The organism is Pseudoalteromonas sp. SWXJZ10B (genome assembly GCF_015864475.1).
GTDB classification, from domain to species: domain Bacteria; phylum Pseudomonadota; class Gammaproteobacteria; order Enterobacterales; family Alteromonadaceae; genus Pseudoalteromonas; species Pseudoalteromonas arctica.
In genome coordinates this window covers 26,962-43,896 of the sequence record NZ_JADYXD010000024.1, presented here as the reverse complement: position 1 = coordinate 43,896, position 16,935 = coordinate 26,962, and the positions used below count along the sequence as shown (strand labels likewise).

General features: G+C 40.7%; 18 protein-coding genes. 13 read left to right on the top strand and 5 right to left on the bottom strand.

The features are described from left to right. Window positions 1–17: 17 nt before the first annotated feature. The 3 genes from I6F54_RS17045 to I6F54_RS17035 are packed head-to-tail and all read right to left on the bottom strand — an operon-like array spanning window position 18 to window position 2,347. Window positions 18–1,205 (bottom strand): vWA domain-containing protein, encoded by a 1,188-nt coding sequence (locus I6F54_RS17045; protein ID WP_197142425.1) that lies wholly within the window; start codon window positions 1,203–1,205, stop codon window positions 18–20. 1 nt (window position 1,206) lies between these two features. Then, window positions 1,207–2,055 carry an AAA family ATPase gene (locus I6F54_RS17040; RefSeq protein WP_165740821.1) on the bottom strand — a complete coding sequence of 283 codons (849 nt, stop codon included), beginning with the start codon at window positions 2,053–2,055 and terminating at the stop codon, window positions 1,207–1,209. A 52-nt stretch (window positions 2,056–2,107) separates the two neighbouring features. Beyond that, window positions 2,108–2,347, bottom strand: a complete 240-nt coding sequence (locus I6F54_RS17035) for a DUF1653 domain-containing protein (protein WP_165728443.1) — start codon at window positions 2,345–2,347, stop codon at window positions 2,108–2,110. Between the two features lie 60 nt (window positions 2,348–2,407). Here I6F54_RS17035 and I6F54_RS17030 point away from each other — a divergent pair, with 60 nt between their 5' ends. The 11 genes from I6F54_RS17030 to rpoS all read left to right on the top strand — a co-directional run bounded on the left by I6F54_RS17030 (window position 2,408) and on the right by rpoS (window position 9,993). Further along, entirely contained in the window at window positions 2,408–2,887 is a 480-nt protein-coding gene (locus I6F54_RS17030; protein ID WP_165740820.1) for a DUF2947 domain-containing protein, read from the top strand. Window positions 2,888–2,961: 74 nt separating this feature from the next. Then, entirely contained in the window at window positions 2,962–3,603 is a 642-nt protein-coding gene (locus tag I6F54_RS17025) for a hypothetical protein (RefSeq protein ID WP_197119069.1), read from the top strand. Between the two features lie 31 nt (window positions 3,604–3,634). Beyond that, the gene (ftsB, locus tag I6F54_RS17020; protein WP_165728446.1) at window positions 3,635–3,922 is read left to right on the top strand and encodes a cell division protein FtsB; all 288 of its coding nucleotides are present in this window, start codon (window positions 3,635–3,637) and stop codon (window positions 3,920–3,922) included. Then, complete coding sequence (gene ispD, locus I6F54_RS17015; RefSeq protein ID WP_197142423.1) at window positions 3,912–4,613, top strand: 2-C-methyl-D-erythritol 4-phosphate cytidylyltransferase; 702 nt, start codon at window positions 3,912–3,914, stop codon at window positions 4,611–4,613. The genes ftsB and ispD overlap by 11 nt, the downstream gene beginning before the upstream one ends. Further along, a complete protein-coding gene (gene ispF, locus I6F54_RS17010; protein WP_197142421.1) occupies window positions 4,610–5,107 on the top strand; it encodes a 2-C-methyl-D-erythritol 2,4-cyclodiphosphate synthase in 498 nt (165 codons plus the stop codon). Before ispD ends, ispF begins: the two co-directional genes overlap by 4 nt. Further along, window positions 5,104–6,156, top strand: a complete 1,053-nt coding sequence (truD, locus tag I6F54_RS17005) for a tRNA pseudouridine(13) synthase TruD (protein ID WP_165728449.1) — start codon at window positions 5,104–5,106, stop codon at window positions 6,154–6,156. The genes ispF and truD overlap by 4 nt, the downstream gene beginning before the upstream one ends. Further along, window positions 6,137–6,901, top strand: coding sequence for a 5'/3'-nucleotidase SurE (gene surE / locus I6F54_RS17000; RefSeq protein WP_197119073.1), 765 nt, complete (start codon window positions 6,137–6,139; stop codon window positions 6,899–6,901). The genes truD and surE overlap by 20 nt, the downstream gene beginning before the upstream one ends. Continuing rightward, on the top strand, window positions 6,891–7,529 hold the full coding sequence (locus I6F54_RS16995) for a protein-L-isoaspartate(D-aspartate) O-methyltransferase (RefSeq protein WP_165728451.1): 639 nt from the start codon (window positions 6,891–6,893) through the stop codon (window positions 7,527–7,529). Before surE ends, I6F54_RS16995 begins: the two co-directional genes overlap by 11 nt. Window positions 7,530–7,538: 9 nt before the next feature. Continuing rightward, window positions 7,539–8,117, top strand: coding sequence for a YqaA family protein (locus I6F54_RS16990; protein ID WP_165740814.1), 579 nt, complete (start codon window positions 7,539–7,541; stop codon window positions 8,115–8,117). A gap of 41 nt (window positions 8,118–8,158) precedes the next feature. Next, window positions 8,159–8,983, top strand: coding sequence for a peptidoglycan DD-metalloendopeptidase family protein (locus tag I6F54_RS16985; protein WP_165728453.1), 825 nt, complete (start codon window positions 8,159–8,161; stop codon window positions 8,981–8,983). Window positions 8,984–9,018: 35 nt separating this feature from the next. After that, the gene (gene rpoS, locus I6F54_RS16980) at window positions 9,019–9,993 is read left to right on the top strand and encodes an RNA polymerase sigma factor RpoS (protein ID WP_149594147.1); all 975 of its coding nucleotides are present in this window, start codon (window positions 9,019–9,021) and stop codon (window positions 9,991–9,993) included. Between the two features lie 91 nt (window positions 9,994–10,084). Here the strand turns inward: rpoS and mutS are convergent, their stop codons facing one another. Then, window positions 10,085–12,670 carry a DNA mismatch repair protein MutS gene (gene mutS, locus I6F54_RS16975; protein WP_165728454.1) on the bottom strand — a complete coding sequence of 862 codons (2,586 nt, stop codon included), beginning with the start codon at window positions 12,668–12,670 and terminating at the stop codon, window positions 10,085–10,087. A gap of 21 nt (window positions 12,671–12,691) precedes the next feature. On the opposite strand from mutS, the gene I6F54_RS16970 reads away from it, so the two are divergent. After that, the gene (locus I6F54_RS16970; RefSeq protein WP_101217726.1) at window positions 12,692–13,180 is read left to right on the top strand and encodes a CinA family protein; all 489 of its coding nucleotides are present in this window, start codon (window positions 12,692–12,694) and stop codon (window positions 13,178–13,180) included. A gap of 68 nt (window positions 13,181–13,248) precedes the next feature. Then, window positions 13,249–14,292, top strand: coding sequence for a recombinase RecA (gene recA / locus I6F54_RS16965; RefSeq protein WP_024591486.1), 1,044 nt, complete (start codon window positions 13,249–13,251; stop codon window positions 14,290–14,292). A gap of 383 nt (window positions 14,293–14,675) precedes the next feature. On the opposite strand, the gene I6F54_RS16960 is transcribed toward recA, so the two are convergent. Next, window positions 14,676–16,799: a TonB-dependent siderophore receptor gene (locus I6F54_RS16960; RefSeq protein ID WP_165728455.1), complete on the bottom strand. Its 2,124-nt coding sequence runs from the start codon at window positions 16,797–16,799 to the stop codon at window positions 14,676–14,678. Window positions 16,800–16,935: the final 136 nt, after the last annotated feature.

Sequence of the window (16,935 nt, the reverse complement as noted above, 5' to 3'; positions counted from 1 at the left end):
CCTTTTTAAATATAAATTTAACTCAGTTCTTTTATCGCTCTGCTTATTCCATCTAAGCTCAGTGCATACATGCGATTGTTCATTAACTCTTTTATAAAGCTAATCGATTGATAGTATGGCCAGTGTTCAACGGGTTGTGGGTTGAGCCAGGCGACTTTATCAAAGTGGTTTGTGATTCTTGATAACCAGGCACTGCCGGGCTCTTCATTGTAGTGTTCTACCGAGCCGCCCGCATAAGCTATTTCGTAAGGGCCCATAGTGGCATCGCCAACAAATATTACTTTATAGTCGCTGGTAAATTTATTAATCAGCGTCATGGTGTCTATTACGTTTGAGTGGCGCCGCGCATTGTCTTGCCAAACGTGCTCGTATAAACAGTTATGAAAGTAGTAAAACTCTAAGTGCTTAAACTCACTGTGGGCGGCGCTAAATAGCTCTTCGCAGGTATGAATGTAGTCATCCATTGAGCCGCCAATATCAAATAGCATCAACACTTTTACGGCATTATGGCGCTCGGGTGCCATTTTTACATCAAGCATGCCGCCTTGTTTTGCAGTAGCGCGAATAGTCTCGTTTAAATCAAGCGTGTCGCTTGCGCCAGTGCGGGCAAACTTTCGTAACTTTTTAAGGGCGAGTTTAACTGTGCGCGAACTAATTTCTCTGTCGGTGTCGAGGTTTTTGTATTCTCGTTTATCCCACACTTTTACCGCTTGGCGGTTACGGTTGCCGTCTTGCCCTATACGCACACCTTCTGGGTTATAGCCGTATGCACCAAAAGGTGATGTGCCGCCAGTGCCCACCCATTTATTGCCGCCAGCGTGGCGTTTTTGTTGCTCTTCTAAACGCTCTTTTAGGGTTTTCATAAGCTCGTCGAGTCCGCCCATAGCTTTAAGTTGGGCTTTTTCTTCATCGCTTAGGTTTTTTTCGAATTCTTTACGTAGCCAGTCTTCAGGTAAGTTGTGCTGTTGCTTTAAGCTCTCGAGTAAATCGAGGTCAGCAATACCACTAAAATAGTCGCTAAAGGCTTTGTCAAATCGGTCAAAGTGGGTTTCGTCTTTTACCATTATGGTGCGTGCTAAATGGTAAAAGGCGTCTACGTCGGCAAATATAACGCCTTTTTTTAAGGCATTTATTAAATCGAGTAGCTCGCGCAGGCTTACAGGTAAGCGGTATTCACGCAGTTTGAAGAAAAACGCAATCAACATCTTAACGGCGGCTCATAAAGGCTAATTTTTCGATTAGGCTTATGTCCTGCTCGTTTTTAAGCAGTGCGCCAAACATGGGCATTAATCCGCCTTTTTTAGCTTTGTCGTGCAGTGTTTTAGCGTCTATGTCTTCTGCCATAAGCAGTTTAAGCCAGTCGAGTAATTCGCTAGTGGATGGCTTCTTTTTAAGGCCGTTTGCATCGCGTAGGTTAAAAAACACTTCGAGTGCTTGGCGTACTAAATCTTGTTTAACGTTAGGGTAGTGCACGTCAATAATCTGCTGCATTTCATCGCTGCTAGGAAAATCAATATAGTGAAAAAAGCAGCGGCGTAAAAATGCATCCGGCAATTCTTTTTCATTATTAGAGGTAATGATCACAATAGGGCGCTCTTTGGCTACAATGCGCTCATTAGTTTCGTAAACATGAAACTCCATTTTATCAAGCTCAAGTAATAAGTCGTTTGGAAACTCTATGTCGGCTTTATCTATTTCATCAATTAATAGTACTGGGCGTTTACCGTGTAGTTCTGCATGAGTAAATGCTTGCCAAAGCTTACCTTTAACAATGTAGTTACCAATATTGTGTACACGCTCGTCACCTAATTGGCTGTCGCGCAGGCGCGAAACCGCATCGTACTCGTACAAGCCTTGCTGCGCTTTAGTAGTCGATTTAATGTGCCACTGAATAAGTACTGTATCTAAACTTTTAGCTAACTCCTCAGCCAGCATGGTTTTACCTGTGCCGGGTTCGCCTTTAATTAAAAGTGGTTTTTCGAGCATAATGGCGGCATTTACTGCCTGTTTTAGCGAGCTGCTTGCGATGTAATTGTCAGTAGAATTAAATTGCACGGTGTACCCTTGTCTGGTCTGAGGAGTAAGTTATTTTGTTATAATGCCATAGTTAAACGGCAGGTCCAAGGTAGGCAAAACGCGGTATGACCTCACCGTCTTTTTCAATAGTTTCTAAAAACATACTAAGTGGGCGCGCCCAGATTCCAAATTCACCATAGAGTGCTTGGTAAATCACAAGTTGTTCCTCGGTTTCGCTATGGGTGGCAACGTGAATAACTTTGTATTGCGGCCCTTTGTAGTGTTGGTACATACCTGGTTTGAGGGAAAGTGGTTTTATTGCTGTAGTCATGTTTTGATCTCTTGTATAATTTGGCTTTGCACTTTTAATGTTAACTAATTTGCCAACACTATGAACTATATTTCGCTAGATGATTACAAAAAAGCATGGGTTTTTCGTCATAAAGACTTACCTGTATCTGATGAAGACGCAGCAAAAATAAAGCCTATGGGCGATGAGCGTGCAGCCGTACTTTGGACAACCATGGTGAGCCGTGAGTTTGACCACCCAGATTTTTTTGAAGACACCGATTGGTGCGGACAAGAAAAAAGCTTTAGCCAAGAAGTAGATTGGCAAGATGCATGGGAAAATGGTGATGCGCAACCACCAGAAGCAATCTTAACTTTTTTAGATTGGGAAGCTAATACCACGGTTTATTTTTGTATGGCGCGCGATAATATTATCGAAACGACGTTTGATGTATTTAAACGCAATTGGCAAAACTTTATGTTTTTAGCCGATGGCAGTTTATTGATCGGTAAAAAGCGTAATACGGTTGTGCAATTTTTAGAATCAGGTAAAGCAAAATTAGGTGAAAAGCCAAGCGCTTAAATAGTGCGCTGCGCTTAAAAAATACTCAATACTGTGTTATAAAACATTTACCTGAATATTTTTGAGTATAGCTATTGGTCGCTAAAAATCAGTCACTTGGTGCTCAGCAGCAAGTTGAAATTTGGCAAACTGATGCACAAAAAGTGTTGTATGCACAATTGTGTAATGCGTTTTATCAGCGTGAGGTTCAGCGATTAGTTGCAGAGCCTAATGCCGAGAAATTGCGCCGCCAGTTAAAAAGCCTACCTTATTATATTGAGCGAGCGGCAACGTTAGTAGCTAATGGCGACACGCCTTTTACGCTGGATGCGCAAAACGGGACGTGGCTTGAAAAGCAAAAACCGACTCCACCCGATGTGAATGTTCACGCTAATGAACTTTTTTATCAAACGTATGCCAAAGTGGGGCTTATAGTGCCCGTTATATTGCATGGTTACGATCAGGTGCGCCTTAGAATAGATAGCATTGATCAGTTAGGTGAAAATAAGCTGCATTGCAATGAGCTCGGTTGGTTTGATTTTTTAGGTAATGGGCTCGAGCAACAAAATGCTCAGCTAATAAAGCCAAGTAAAGTGAGTTTAACGGGGGCATGTTGTGGGCACCAGTGGCAATTTTCGAAGCGTTGTATGCCACGGGTTTTATCACTACGTGAAATGCTTTTAGCGGGTAGTATTAATTGGCGCAATCTAAAGCGCCCCTTAGCGTATGAAAGTTAAGGTATTTGGAATTTAAAATAAGGAGTGTTAAATGCGTATTTTTCAAGTTGGCTTACTGTGCTTAGCACTGTTTGTACAATACAGATTATGGTTTGGTCATAATGGTTTACAAGACTACACACGGCTAAAAGGTGCTGTTGCATCGCATCAACAAACCAACGAAAAGCTCATTAAACGAAATAAAGTGCTTAAAGCAGATATTGAAGATTTAAAGCTTGGCCAAGAAGGCATTGAAGAGCGTGCACGCAACGAATTGGGAATGATTAAACCGGACGAAACATTTATTCGTGTTTTACCGGGCAAACAATATGACAAATAAACAGACTATTGCTGCAATTGTTCCTGCAGCGGGTGTTGGCAGTAGAATGCAGCACAATGCGCCTAAGCAATACATACAATTAGCTGGTAAAACTATTTTAGAGCATACCTTAGCTAAACTTTCTCAATTACCCCAATTAAGCTCTATTGTTGTTGCCCTCAGCGACAGCGACCCCTATTTTGACGAACTCCCACTGCTTGATAATCGCATTGTGCGAGCCAGTGGTGGAAAAGAGCGAGCAGATTCAGTACTCAATAGCTTACTTTTTTTAGCACCTAACCCGCCTACGTGGGTATTAGTACATGATGCTGCGCGCCCATTAGTTAATATTAGTGATATAGAGCGTTTAATTGATGAATGTATACGCGCTGATGAAGGCGGTATTTTAGCGAGTAAAGTAAAAGACACCATAAAACGCGGACACGAGTACAGCGAACAAACTGTACCTCGCGATGACTTATGGCAAGCACTTACCCCGCAGTTTTTTAAATATGACGAGCTTAAAAGTGCACTTCAAAACGCATTAGCGAGTGGAGTAACTATTACCGATGAAGCCAGCGCAATTGAATGGGCAGGCAAACCAGTAAAGCTTGTAGCGGGTCGCAGCGATAATATTAAAATAACCACGCCAGAGGATTTAGACCTGGCTGGGTTTTTACTACATAAACAACAAAACGAGAGTGCATTATGATTCGAATTGGCCATGGTTTTGACGTACATAAATTTGGTGGCGAAGGCCCTTTGACTATTTGTGGTGAAAAAATTGATTATCCACAGGGCTTTTTAGCGCACTCAGATGGCGATGTGGCTATTCATGCATTATGCGATGCTATTTTAGGCTCGCTTGCAATGGGCGATATTGGCAAGCACTTCCCCGATACGGCAAGCGAGTATGAAAATATCGACAGCCGTATTTTACTTCGCCATGTAGTTGGCTTAGCTAAAGAGCAAGGTTATGTACTTGGCAATGGCGATGTAACTATTGTTGCACAGGCGCCTAAAATGCTGCCACACATTCAAGCTATGCGCGCTAATTTAGCCAGCGATTTAAATTGTGACCTTTCGCAAATTAACGTTAAAGCCACTACTACCGAAAAGCTAGGCTTTGAAGGGCGCAGGGAAGGTATTTCGAGCCATGCTGTGGTTATTATGAGTAAAGAGTTTACGAGTACAAAAAGCGCATGAGCGATTTAAATTATTTATACGGTGCACCGCTTTCTAAAGCTGATTTTAAAACCACCGCTGAAGATTTTATGGTTGATGAAGACCTAGGTATAGAATTTACCGGCAGTGGCGAACACGTGTGTTTGCAGGTGGTTAAAAAAGGCGAAAATACGCAATACGTTGCAAAGCTAATTGCACAACGTGCGGGTGTGTCACCACGAGACGTAAGCTACGCAGGTATGAAAGATCGCCACGGTGTGTGCTCGCAGTGGTTTAGCGTAAAAGTACCGATTAAAAAGCCTATCGATTTTAGTGATTTAAATAGCGAGAGTATTTTTATTGTGTCGCAACAGCGCCACGACCGTAAATTACGTACGGGTTGCCACAAGGGGAATAAATTTACTATTACGCTGCGTAATGTAACCAAGCCCCTTGATATTCTATGCCGTATTAATGCCGTGCGTGCAGGTGTGCCAAATTACTTTGGCGAACAACGTTTTGGGCATGGCGGTCATAACTTAGTAATGGCAGAAAAAATGTTTGCTGGTGAGCGTATTCGCGATAAAAAGTTACGCGGTATCATTATTTCAGCAGCACGCTCACATGTGTTTAATCAGTTAGTAAGCCTGCGTGTTAAAGAGCATGGTTTAGCTAAAACAATGCACCGTGAAGTATTTATGCTTAGCGGCAGTAACGCATTTTTTGAAGATGCAATTAACGACGAAAACATAGAACGACTAGCCACTGGCGATATTATGATGTCGGCACCTATGGTAGGTAAAAGTGAAAAAGGCTTAACCGAGCAAGAGAAAGTATGGCTCGAACCATATCAAGCATGGTGTGATGGTTTAGGTGAGCTAGGTCTTAAAAATGAGCGCAGAATGCTGCGTTTAATTCCGCAAAACTTAACGGTTGAGACCATAGATGAAACCAGTTTAAAACTGAGTTTTGGTTTGCCTAAAGGGTGTTTTGCAACCGCATTATTACGTGAGCTGGTGGATTACACAGATGCAAGCCCACGAGAGCGCAAAGAAAAGGATAATGGCATAAATGAAGATACTGTTAAGTAACGACGATGGCGTAAATGCTAAAGGCATTGCAGTTTTATATCAGGCGCTTATACAAATTGCTGATGTAACTCTGGTTGCACCTGACCGCAACTGTAGTGGCGCTAGTAATTCTTTAACATTAATGAACCCGCTGCGAGCTACAACGCTCGAAAATGGTTTTATGTCGGTTAATGGCACGCCTACTGATTGCGTACATTTAGGTGTAAACCAGTTAGCTGGTGAAAAACCAGATCTAGTTGTTGCAGGCATTAACCATGGTGCCAATTTAGGCGACGATACGCTTTATTCTGGTACCGTTGCCGCTGCAACTGAAGGTCGCCATTTAGGCTTACCTGCAATTGCGGTATCGCTTTGCTCACATAAGGGCGAGCATTTTGAAACAGCCGCCGCGGTTACCGTAAATATTATTAAAGGCTTGGCTTCGCACCCGCTGCCAAAAGATCAAATAATAAATATTAATGTGCCAGATATTCCATTAAGTGAATTAAAAGGGGTGCAAGTAACACGCCTAGGCGCTCGCCACAAAGCCGAAACCATGACCAAACAAACCGATCCTTGGGGTCGTGATATTTATTGGTATGGATCGCTAGGGACTGAAAGCGATGCAGGAGAGGGGACCGATTTTCACGCTATTAACAATGGCTATGCATCGGTGACGCCATTGAGTGTTGATATGACAGCAAAAGATAGCTTAAAAGCCGTAGGAGACTGGTTAGCCGATTTGGAGATTAATCGTGCTCGCTAATTATACACGCAGTGCAAAAGCGTTATCTGACTTACTAAAGCGTGAAGGCGTTGAAGATACACAAGTACTCAGTGCTATAGCTGACATTCCTCGCCATATTTTTATAGATGATGTGCTAAAACATAAAGCCTATGAAAATACAGCGTTACCTATTGGGCAAGGGCAAACTATTTCTCAGCCTTATATAGTAGCGCGCATGACAGAGTTGCTCCGCTTAGCTGGTGTACGCGATAAAGTATTAGAAATTGGCACTGGCTCTGGCTATCAAACTGCAATATTAGCTAAAACGTTTACTAAGGTTTACTCGGTAGAGCGTATTAAAACACTTCAGTGGCAGGCAAAACGCAGGTTGCAGCAACTCGATTTATATAATGTAACCATGAAGCATGGCGATGGTTGGCAAGGCTGGCAATCACAAGCACCGTTTGATGGTATTATAGTGACTGCTGCGGCCTCTAAAGTACCGCAAGACTTACTTGATCAGTTAGCCGATGGCGGCGTGTTATTAGCCCCAATTGGTGAGAGTGATCAAAAATTAATAATGGTTATCCGCAAAGGCGATAATTATAAAGAGCATGTTATTGCTCCCGTTAGATTTGTGCCGCTAGTACCTGGCGATATTGAATAGGAATTCATTTTGAAGTTGTTTACCAAGTTATACGATATGGCCCTAGTGTGGGCAAAACACCGTCATGCGGAACGTTATTTAGCTGCAATGAGCTTTGCAGAGTCAGTTTTTTTTCCAATACCACCCGATGTAATGCTTGCACCTATGTCGCTTGCGCAACCTAAAAAAGCATGGCGCTTTGCAAGCTTTGCCACAATAGCGTCGGTTTTTGGTGGCATAATTGGCTACTTACTCGGTTTTTGGTTATTCGAACCTGTTGTTGAGCCATTAATTGCACAAATGCACTGGCAAGAAAAGTTTGATATCGCGTTAAATTGGTTTAAAGATTACGGTGTTTGGGTTGTGTTTTTAGCTGGTTTTTCGCCGATACCATATAAAGTATTTACAATTGGCGCAGGTGTTTTGCAAATGGCATTTTTGCCATTTTTACTCGCATCAGCTATTGGGCGCGGTGCACGTTTCTTTTTAGTTTCAGCTTTAATGAAGTGGGGCGGGGCTAAAATGGAAGCAAAATTACGTCAGTATATTGAAATACTTGGTTGGGGATTAGTGGTATTAATTGTACTAGCGTACTTTTTATTGCGTTAAGCGTTAAAAATATCAATTGTCTAATTTGGGAGAAAAATACAATGAATAAACAGTTTTTACTGTATGTGACTATATTTATTAGTATTTTTCTCTTTGGTTGTTCTTCTCGCCATATTCCAGCACCTGTTAGCAGCCTAAATAATAATGTTAATGATTTAGGTCATACTATTAACATTAATGGAAGTAGTTATAAAGTGCAAAGAGGAGATACGCTTTATTCTATCGCTTTTAGTGCCGGGCAGGATTTTAGGTTACTAGCAAAAAACAACTCAATTCCATCACCTTACACCATTTTTCCTGGGCAAAATATCTCCTTAATCCCTAAGCCTGAAAAAATTAAAAGGGATGAAAAATATACGAACTTGAGTAAAAAGTCTATAAAAAACACACAAAAAAATAACATAATATTAAAGAAAGAGCTTGATCCCCCAAAACAACGAGAGTATGTTCAGAAACAAGCCAGTAACAAAGTTAGTAATACTAAACGTTTGTCGAGCAGTAAAGTTAAATGGTCTTGGCCTGCAAAGGGCAAAATTACCAAACGCTTTTCTAATAAGGAAAACGGTTATAAAGGTTTACAGATTACTAATCGCAAAGGGGCTTCAGTCTTAGCTGCGGCACAAGGAACAGTGGTATACGCGGGTAACGCTCTTCGAGGATACGGTAGTTTAATCATATTGAAACATAATGATGATTACCTAAGTGCTTATGCACATAACTCGAAATTACTTGTTAAAGAAAAGCAGAAGGTTAAGGCAGGACAAAAAATAGCAGAAATTGGTAATTCAGAGTCTCCGGTCACCGCGCTTCGTTTTGAAATTCGCTACCGAGGGCAAGCTGTCAATCCTGCTAAATACCTACCCTAATTTTTAGGTATTGATAATTGCTCGGGAGAAGGCTTATGGCTAGCGCAGCAAAACTTGACACACACACTACGACTGACGAAAAATTCGATGACATCGCTGCTGATGAAAGCACAACTCTACTAGATAAAGTAGAAGATGATGAAATTTTTGCTAAAGAAGAAGTCACTAAAAATCTTGATGCAACCCAACTTTATTTAGGCGAAATTGGTTTTTCTCCTTTGCTTAGTGCAGAAGAAGAAGTGTTTTTTTCTCGTAAATCACTTAGAGGTTGTGAAGCCTCACGCAAACGTATGATTGAAAGTAACCTACGTTTAGTTGTTAAAATAGCACGCCGTTACAACAACCGCGGCCTGGCTTTACTCGATTTAATTGAAGAAGGGAACTTAGGTTTAATCCGCGCAGTTGAAAAATTTGACCCTGAGCGTGGCTTTAGATTTTCAACTTACGCTACATGGTGGATACGTCAAACAATTGAACGTGCCATTATGAATCAAACTCGCACCATTCGCTTACCTATTCATGTAGTTAAAGAACTTAATGTTTATTTACGTACAGCTCGAGAATTAACTCAAAAACTTGACCATGAGCCAACAGCTGACGAAATTGCAGCTTGCCTAGATAGACCCGTTGAAGACGTAACTAAAATGCTACGTTTAAACGAAAGAATTGCATCAGTAGACATGCCGATTGGTGGTGAAAACGACAGTGTTTTACTTGATATCATTCCTGATGAAAAAAGTGCTGGCCCTGAAGGCGAAGTACAAAACAATGATATTAATAAGCACATTGTAGATTGGTTAGGTGAATTGAACCCTAAACAACGCGAAGTGTTAGCACGTCGATTTGGATTGCTTGGCTACGAGCCATCTACACTTGAAGATGTAGGCCGCGAAATAGGCTTAACACGTGAACGTGTAAGACAAATTCAGGTAGAAGCATTACGTCGCTTAAAAGACATTTTGCAACAAGAAGGTTTAAGTACAGATAGCTTGTTTAATCAGTTTTCGTAACTGGTTAAATAGTTTAAAAGACTATGTGTGTTAAAAAGCCGAAGAATTTATTCTTCGGCTTTTTTTATGCTTGTAAATTAGATGATATAAATTACAACAATGCTTTTAGTTTATATAATAAATCGTGCGCTTGGCGTGGCGATAAATTATCAGGGTCAATTGCGCTTAATTGTTCTTCTACTTCAGAAGGGGCACTTTGTGCAATTTCGTTATTAAAAGTAAAGGCTTGTTGCTCTGTATTTGGTGCAGTAACGCTTTGATGATTTTCAAGCAACTTAAGTTTTTGCTTTGCTTGTGCAATCACAGCTTTAGGAACTCCTGCAAGGGCAGCTACTTGTAAGCCAAAGCTTTTACTTGCAGCGCCGTCGAGAACTGTATGCATAAAGGCGATTGTATCGTTATGCTCTATTGCATCAAGGTGCACGTTTACCAGACCTGTTGTTTGTTCAGCAAGTTCTGTTAACTCAAAGTAGTGCGTTGCAAACAATGTTTTAGCTGATATTTTTGACGCTAAATGATCGGCTGTTGCATACGCAAGCGAGAGCCCATCATAGGTACTTGTACCACGACCAATTTCATCCATTAATACCAAAGACTGCGCCGTGGCATTATTTAAAATAGTCGCTGTTTCGGTCATTTCTACCATGAAGGTTGAGCGACCTGATGCTAAATCATCGCTAGCACCAATACGTGTAAATATGCGATCAATATTACCTATTTTAGCGCTGTCTGCAGGTACATAACTGCCAATGTGAGCCATTAGTACAATAAGTGCTGTTTGGCGCATATAGGTTGATTTACCGCCCATGTTTGGACCCGTAATAATCAACATTTTACGTTGGCTGTTTAATTCAACAGGGTTAGCAATAAACGGTTCTTTCATTACTTGTTCAACAACAGGGTGACGACCTTGCTTAATGCTTATATTGTCGTTATCGCACAGTTCTGGTTTTGCATAATTGAGTGCAAATGCACGTTCGGCCAAGTTATTTAACACGTCTAAATCGGCCAGTGCTGCTGCCATCATTTGCAGCTGTTCAATATGTGGAGCGATAAATCTGAACAGCTCTTCGTATAGTTGCTTTTCAAGCGCTAAGGCTTTTGATTGGCTACCAAGTACTTTATCTTCGTGCTCTTTAAGCTCAGGAATAATATAGCGTTCGTTATTTTTGAGCGTTTGGCGACGAATGTAGTCGGCTGGCACTAAGTGGGCATTGGCGCGGCTTACTTCAATAAAAAAGCCATGTACTCGGTTATAACCAATTTTAAGCGTACTAATACCCGTGCGTTCGCGTTCACGTAACTCTAGTTGATCAAGTACATCGGTTGCACCTTTACTTAAGTTACGCCACTCATCTAGTTCGCTGTTGTAACCAGGAGCAATAACGCCACCGTCACGAATAAGTACCGGTGGATTTTCTATCACTGCACGTTCTAATAACTCTTGTAAATCAGGGAGCTCAGGCGAGTGCTTGATAATACCCGCTATACGAGGATCGTTAGCATCGCCTAACAAAGTGTGTAGTGGCGCAAGTGCTTGTAATGCGCTGCGAAGGCGAGTTAAATCGCGCGGGCGAGCAGTACATAAAGCTAAGCGTGCAATAACACGCTCTACATCACCAATCTCTTTTAATGATTCGTGTAATTCACCGCACAGTTGTACATCTAAAATAGCGCTAATTGCATTTAAGCGTGAATTTAGCTCGTCTTTATTACGTACAGGTGTATGAATACGGCGCTTAAGTAAACGAGAGCCCATAGGTGTTGCTGTTTTATCAAGTACCTGGGCAAGTGTATTTTCAAACCCACCTGATAAATTAACGGTAAGTTCTAAATTTTTACGGGTTGCGGCATCTAAAATAACAGCGTGTTCGTTGTGCTCAAGCGTAATTGCACGAATATGTGGCAGTGCAATACGTTGTGTATCTTTTACGTATTGCATTAAACAACCGGCAGCAACAAGCGCGCTGTGGGCTTTATCAACACCAAAACCAACTAAATCTTTAGTACCAAACTGATCGCATAATAAGTGCTGAGCCGTATCTAAGTCGAACTCCCACTCTGGGCGGCGGCGGGCACCTTTTATATGCTCAATTAAATGAAAGTTTTCAAAGCTTTCGCTATACAGAAGTTCTGCCGGAGCTAAGCGCTGAATAGTTGAGCTAAAGGCTTCGTCGGTGTTAACCTCTACAACGTTAAAGCGACCAGAGTTAATATCAAGGTACGCGATACCGTACAGACCTTTTTTACTTTGCCAAACGCTAGTAAGAAGATTGTCTTGTCGTTCTTGTAAAAGCGCTTCATCAGAAATTGTACCAGGTGTAACTATACGAACAACTTTTCGATCGACAGGGCCTTTACTGGTTGCAGGGTCACCCACTTGTTCACAAATAGCGACTGATTCACCCATTTGGACTAGGCGTGCTAGGTAGTTTTCTACTGCATGATAAGGTACGCCCGCCATAGGGATAGGATCGCCACCGGCTTTACCGCGATGAGTTTGCGAAATATCGAGTAATTGAGCGGCGCGTTTAGCGTCATCAAAAAAGAGTTCGTAAAAATCGCCCATACGATAAAACAATAAAATATCGCGATGCTCTGATTTTATTTTTAGATACTGCTGCATCATAGGGGTTTGTTGTTTTATAGTGTGTGGTGCATAAAGATCAAACGACATGTATTTACCCAAAGGCTGAATATGGAATTACATCAAGAGATTAAAACACTTGCTGCGCAATTAGGCGCTATTTTAACGGATAAATGCTTATGGATCACTAGTGCTGAGTCATGTACTGGTGGCGGAGTGAGTTATGCCCTTACAGATACGCCCGGAAGCTCTGCTTATATTGACCGCGCATTTGTGACTTACAGCAACCAAGCAAAGCAAGATTTGCTAAATGTAAGTGCAAGCACATTAGCAAAGTACGGTGCTGTGAGCGAACAAACAGTGCGTGAAATGGCATTAGGTGCTATTAAAGCAACAAATGCAAATATATCTATAGCTGTATCGGGTATTGCAGGACCTGGCGGGGCAACTGATGGCAAACCTGTGGGACTTGTGTGGTTTGGCATACAAATTAATGACAAAGTACTGACCTTTAAACAAGTATTCTCTGGCGATAGGGCTCAAGTTAGACTGCAAGCTATTGTATTTGCATTGAAAAGTGTAATAGATGAGATAAAATAAAAAAATTAGCTTGATACTGTGATTTCATACAGTATACTTGATTCCATTAGCTGGATTTGGAGAATAAAATGAACGATAACAAACAAAAAGCGTTGGACGCAGCACTATCACAAATTGAACGTCAATTTGGTAAAGGCTCAATTATGAAATTGGGTGATAACAAAGCGTTAAACATTGAATCTGTATCTACAGGCTCATTAGGTATTGATATTGCTTTAGGCATAGGTGGTTTACCTATGGGACGTATTGTTGAAGTATACGGACCTGAGTCATCTGGTAAAACAACGCTTACTTTACAAGTTATCGCAGAAGCACAAAAAGAAGGCAAAACATGTGCCTTTATTGATGCTGAGCATGCTCTAGATCCAGTATATGCCCAAAAATTGGGTGTAAATATAGATGAATTATTTGTATCTCAACCAGATACAGGTGAGCAAGCACTAGAAATTTGTGACATGTTAGTACGCTCAAGCGCAGTAGATGTTGTTGTAATTGACTCGGTTGCTGCACTAACACCAAAAGCTGAAATTGAAGGCGATATGGGCGATTCGCACATGGGCTTACAAGCACGTTTAATGTCGCAAGCATTACGCAAGCTTACTGGTAACATTAAACGCTCTAACACGTTGTGTATTTTCATTAACCAAATCCGTATGAAAATTGGTGTTATGTTTGGTAACCCAGAAACAACAACGGGTGGTAATGCACTTAAGTTTTACGCATCGGTACGTATTGATATTCGTCGTATTGGTTCTGTTAAAGAAGGCGATGAAGTTGTTGGTAACGAAACTCGCGTTAAAATTGTTAAAAACAAAGTAGCGCCGCCGTTTAAACAAGCTGAATTTATCATCATGTATGGTGAAGGTATTTCTAAGCAAGGCGAGCTAATTGACCTAGGCGTTAAGCATAAAATTGTTGAAAAAGCAGGTGCTTGGTATAGCTACTGTGGCAACAAGGTTGGCCAAGGTAAATCTAACTCAATTAAGTTTTTGAAAGAAAACCCAGAAATTGCAGATGAGATTGAAGGCAAGTTACGCGAAATGCTTTTATTAAAAGCAACTATTGAACCAGATGATGGTGAAGATAAGTTGGGCGATGACGCTGATCTTTAACAGCCTCAAAATGAGTTTTTAAGCTTGATTTGACCCGAGCTTTAAAAAGCGTTAATCAGTAATGATTAGCGTTTTTTTGTTATTAAAAACTTAAAGTAGATAACCTGATCTCTGGATAATAAATCTATCTCGAGCAGCTATTTTCAGCGCTAACTGCGTTGAATTTACTTACAATAGGCCAGCTATTGACGCGTAAATTCGCCTTGTTTCCACTGAAAATCTCTGGCTAGAGAAAATAAATTTAAATACCACTATGATTCAATACGTTAGTAAATCTCTTAACCAGAGTTTAGGTTAGATAAAAATAAAAACGACACATTAAAAATGTGTCGTTTTTTAATTTAACCTGCAAAAATCTACAGCCTTTAATTAATCAAATATATTTATAACTGCCAATTTACAGATAGAGCGTAGTTACGCGGTGCACCGTAGTAACCTTGTTCCCAGTATAGGCTGTGCAAATATTTTTCACCTGTGGTGTTATTAACGTTGAAAGTGACTCCTACGTTATCTGTAATTTTGTAAGTGGCCATTAAATCAAGTAACCCGTATGCATCTTGGTTGGTAGTAACACTTGCAATACCATTAGCATCGCTAACTTGTACTCGACTAGTTGAATCCTGCCAGCGGTAATTTGCACCAAATGATAAGCCATCAACTAAAGGCACTTGGTAGGTTGCGGCCACTTTAAGTTGGTTTTCTGGTGTGTAATCTTTTACTAAATCATCACCATCAATATTTAAATTACTAAAGCTAATACTTGCACTTAAATCATCTGTAAATTTACCACTTAACTCTACTTCAAAACCATTACTACTAATGCCATCAGCTGCATAATAACGCGTATCACTTGGTAATGAGTTAGCTATAGCAACAGCAAGGCCATCTTGTTTTGCATCAAAATAAGCAAACGTTACAAATAACTGGTCGTCTAGAAGCTGTGCTTTGACACCTATTTCGCTACTTTTACCAGTAACAGCAGGTAGTTGATTGGCATTTATATCTAGTTCTTTTTGCGGTACAAATGTTTCTGTATAGCTTGCATAAGCCGATAGAGATTCGTTAAAGTCGTACACTGTACCAATGTACGGTATTAGCTCAGAGTCATTACGTGTTTGAGCAACACCGTACGCTGTACCTTTTGTTTCCCAATCTGTATAACGCACGCCAGCAAGTACACTTAAAGGTTCACTTAATCTGATACGAGTTGATATGTAAGCTGATTTTTGCTCATTTGTTATATTGCTTCCATTTACGCCATCAGCAAGTGTTGCTTGTGGCATTACCCCATCCCACGTTTTAAGTGATGGCATTGCCGGAAAGCCATTGCCTGTGGTGTAATCGTAAAGAGACTGCTCGGTGTAATCCATTTTTGCTTGGCTAACACCAAATGATAGATCGTGCTCTTGACCAAATAAATCAAATTTACCACTGGCATATAGATCAAATAAATCATGCTTATCTTCGTAATCATAACGGCTTGCATAACCGGTTAAACCAAGCTCAGTGTCTTTATTTGGTGTACCGTATACGTAGAACAGCTCTGAGTCTTGCTCGTTTTCAATGTGAGCATAGCGCGCTCTAGCCACCCATGTTGCTGATAAGTTTTGTTCAAGCGTTACATATACTTGCTCTGCACTGTTATCCCAGTAAGACCAATCAGCAGCAGTACTGGTTGATTCGTCATAGTCGGTTGGTGAGCCGTCGGTGTAATAAAGAGGTAGTGCCCCCCAAAGTGGGCTATCAGCATCTTTTTGTTGGTTAACGTAGTTAACGCTTAATAATGTGTTGTCGGTTAATTTGCCTTCGTAGGCTAAGTAAATAATTGTTTTATCTGTTTCGTAACGATCTAAGTATGAATCCGCTTTTTGTTTTGTAAATACAGCTCTTACAGCGTGTTCTTCATTAATAGGGGTCGATACATCTAAATCTAATCGTTTTTTATTCCACGAACCATATGACACAGACGCATTAGCTTGTGTGTTATATGTTGGTTTTTTTAAAACCATATTTACAGTAGCAGAAGGATTACCCGCGCCGGTCATTAAGCCATTAGCGCCACGCACAATTTCAACGCGGTCGTAAATTGATGTATCAAGACTTCCTTGAATAGAGCCTGAGCTTTGTGGAATACCTAATCCATCAACTTGAAAGTTAGTAATTTCAAAACCACGAGCTTTAAAGTAAGTACGGTCGGTTTCTATTTGCTCTACTGTTACGCCTGGCGTGCTTTCAAGTACTGAGTTTATATCGTCTAGTGAAAAGTCGTCCATTAGTGCGCGTGATACAACAGAGATTGACTGTGGTGTTTCTTTAATTGTTAAACCTAATTTAGTGGCTGATTGCGCTTCTTCTGTTATGTAGTTTTTATGATGCTGACCATACACTGCAATTTTTTCTAGAGGTTCATCTTTTGTATTTGCTTCATCGGCAAATGCATAGCCAGATAAAATTAAAGAAGTAGCAAAGCTTAGTTTAGATAAACGCAAAACTTGAGGGGACGACATAAGTTTTTCCAGTTAGTTCAAAAAGAAGTGCGCAATTTAATCTAAATGATATTGATTTGCAATCGTGTTTCTGGGTTTTTATCCATAATTATTCTGTTTTATTGAATTTTAAGGTCATATATAAAGATTATAGGTA

Bases quoted from the DNA above. Each gene is read 5' to 3' on its own strand.
- I6F54_RS17045 (WP_197142425.1), bottom strand. From the start codon at position 1,205: ATGTTGATTGCGTTTTTCTTCAAACTGCGTGAATACCGCTTACCTGTA.
- I6F54_RS17035 (WP_165728443.1), bottom strand. From the start codon at position 2,347: ATGACTACAGCAATAAAACCACTTTCCCTCAAACCAGGTATGTACCAA.
- I6F54_RS17030 (WP_165740820.1), top strand. From the start codon at position 2,408: ATGAACTATATTTCGCTAGATGATTACAAAAAAGCATGGGTTTTTCGT.
- ftsB (WP_165728446.1), top strand. From the start codon at position 3,635: ATGCGTATTTTTCAAGTTGGCTTACTGTGCTTAGCACTGTTTGTACAA.
- ispD (WP_197142423.1), top strand. From the start codon at position 3,912: ATGACAAATAAACAGACTATTGCTGCAATTGTTCCTGCAGCGGGTGTT.
- ispF (WP_197142421.1), top strand. From the start codon at position 4,610: ATGATTCGAATTGGCCATGGTTTTGACGTACATAAATTTGGTGGCGAA.
- truD (WP_165728449.1), top strand. From the start codon at position 5,104: ATGAGCGATTTAAATTATTTATACGGTGCACCGCTTTCTAAAGCTGAT.
- surE (WP_197119073.1), top strand. From the start codon at position 6,137: ATGAAGATACTGTTAAGTAACGACGATGGCGTAAATGCTAAAGGCATT.
- I6F54_RS16985 (WP_165728453.1), top strand. From the start codon at position 8,159: ATGAATAAACAGTTTTTACTGTATGTGACTATATTTATTAGTATTTTT.
- rpoS (WP_149594147.1), top strand. From the start codon at position 9,019: ATGGCTAGCGCAGCAAAACTTGACACACACACTACGACTGACGAAAAA.
- mutS (WP_165728454.1), bottom strand. From the start codon at position 12,670: ATGTCGTTTGATCTTTATGCACCACACACTATAAAACAACAAACCCCT.
- I6F54_RS16970 (WP_101217726.1), top strand. From the start codon at position 12,692: ATGGAATTACATCAAGAGATTAAAACACTTGCTGCGCAATTAGGCGCT.
- recA (WP_024591486.1), top strand. From the start codon at position 13,249: ATGAACGATAACAAACAAAAAGCGTTGGACGCAGCACTATCACAAATT.
- I6F54_RS16960 (WP_165728455.1), bottom strand. From the start codon at position 16,799: ATGTCGTCCCCTCAAGTTTTGCGTTTATCTAAACTAAGCTTTGCTACT.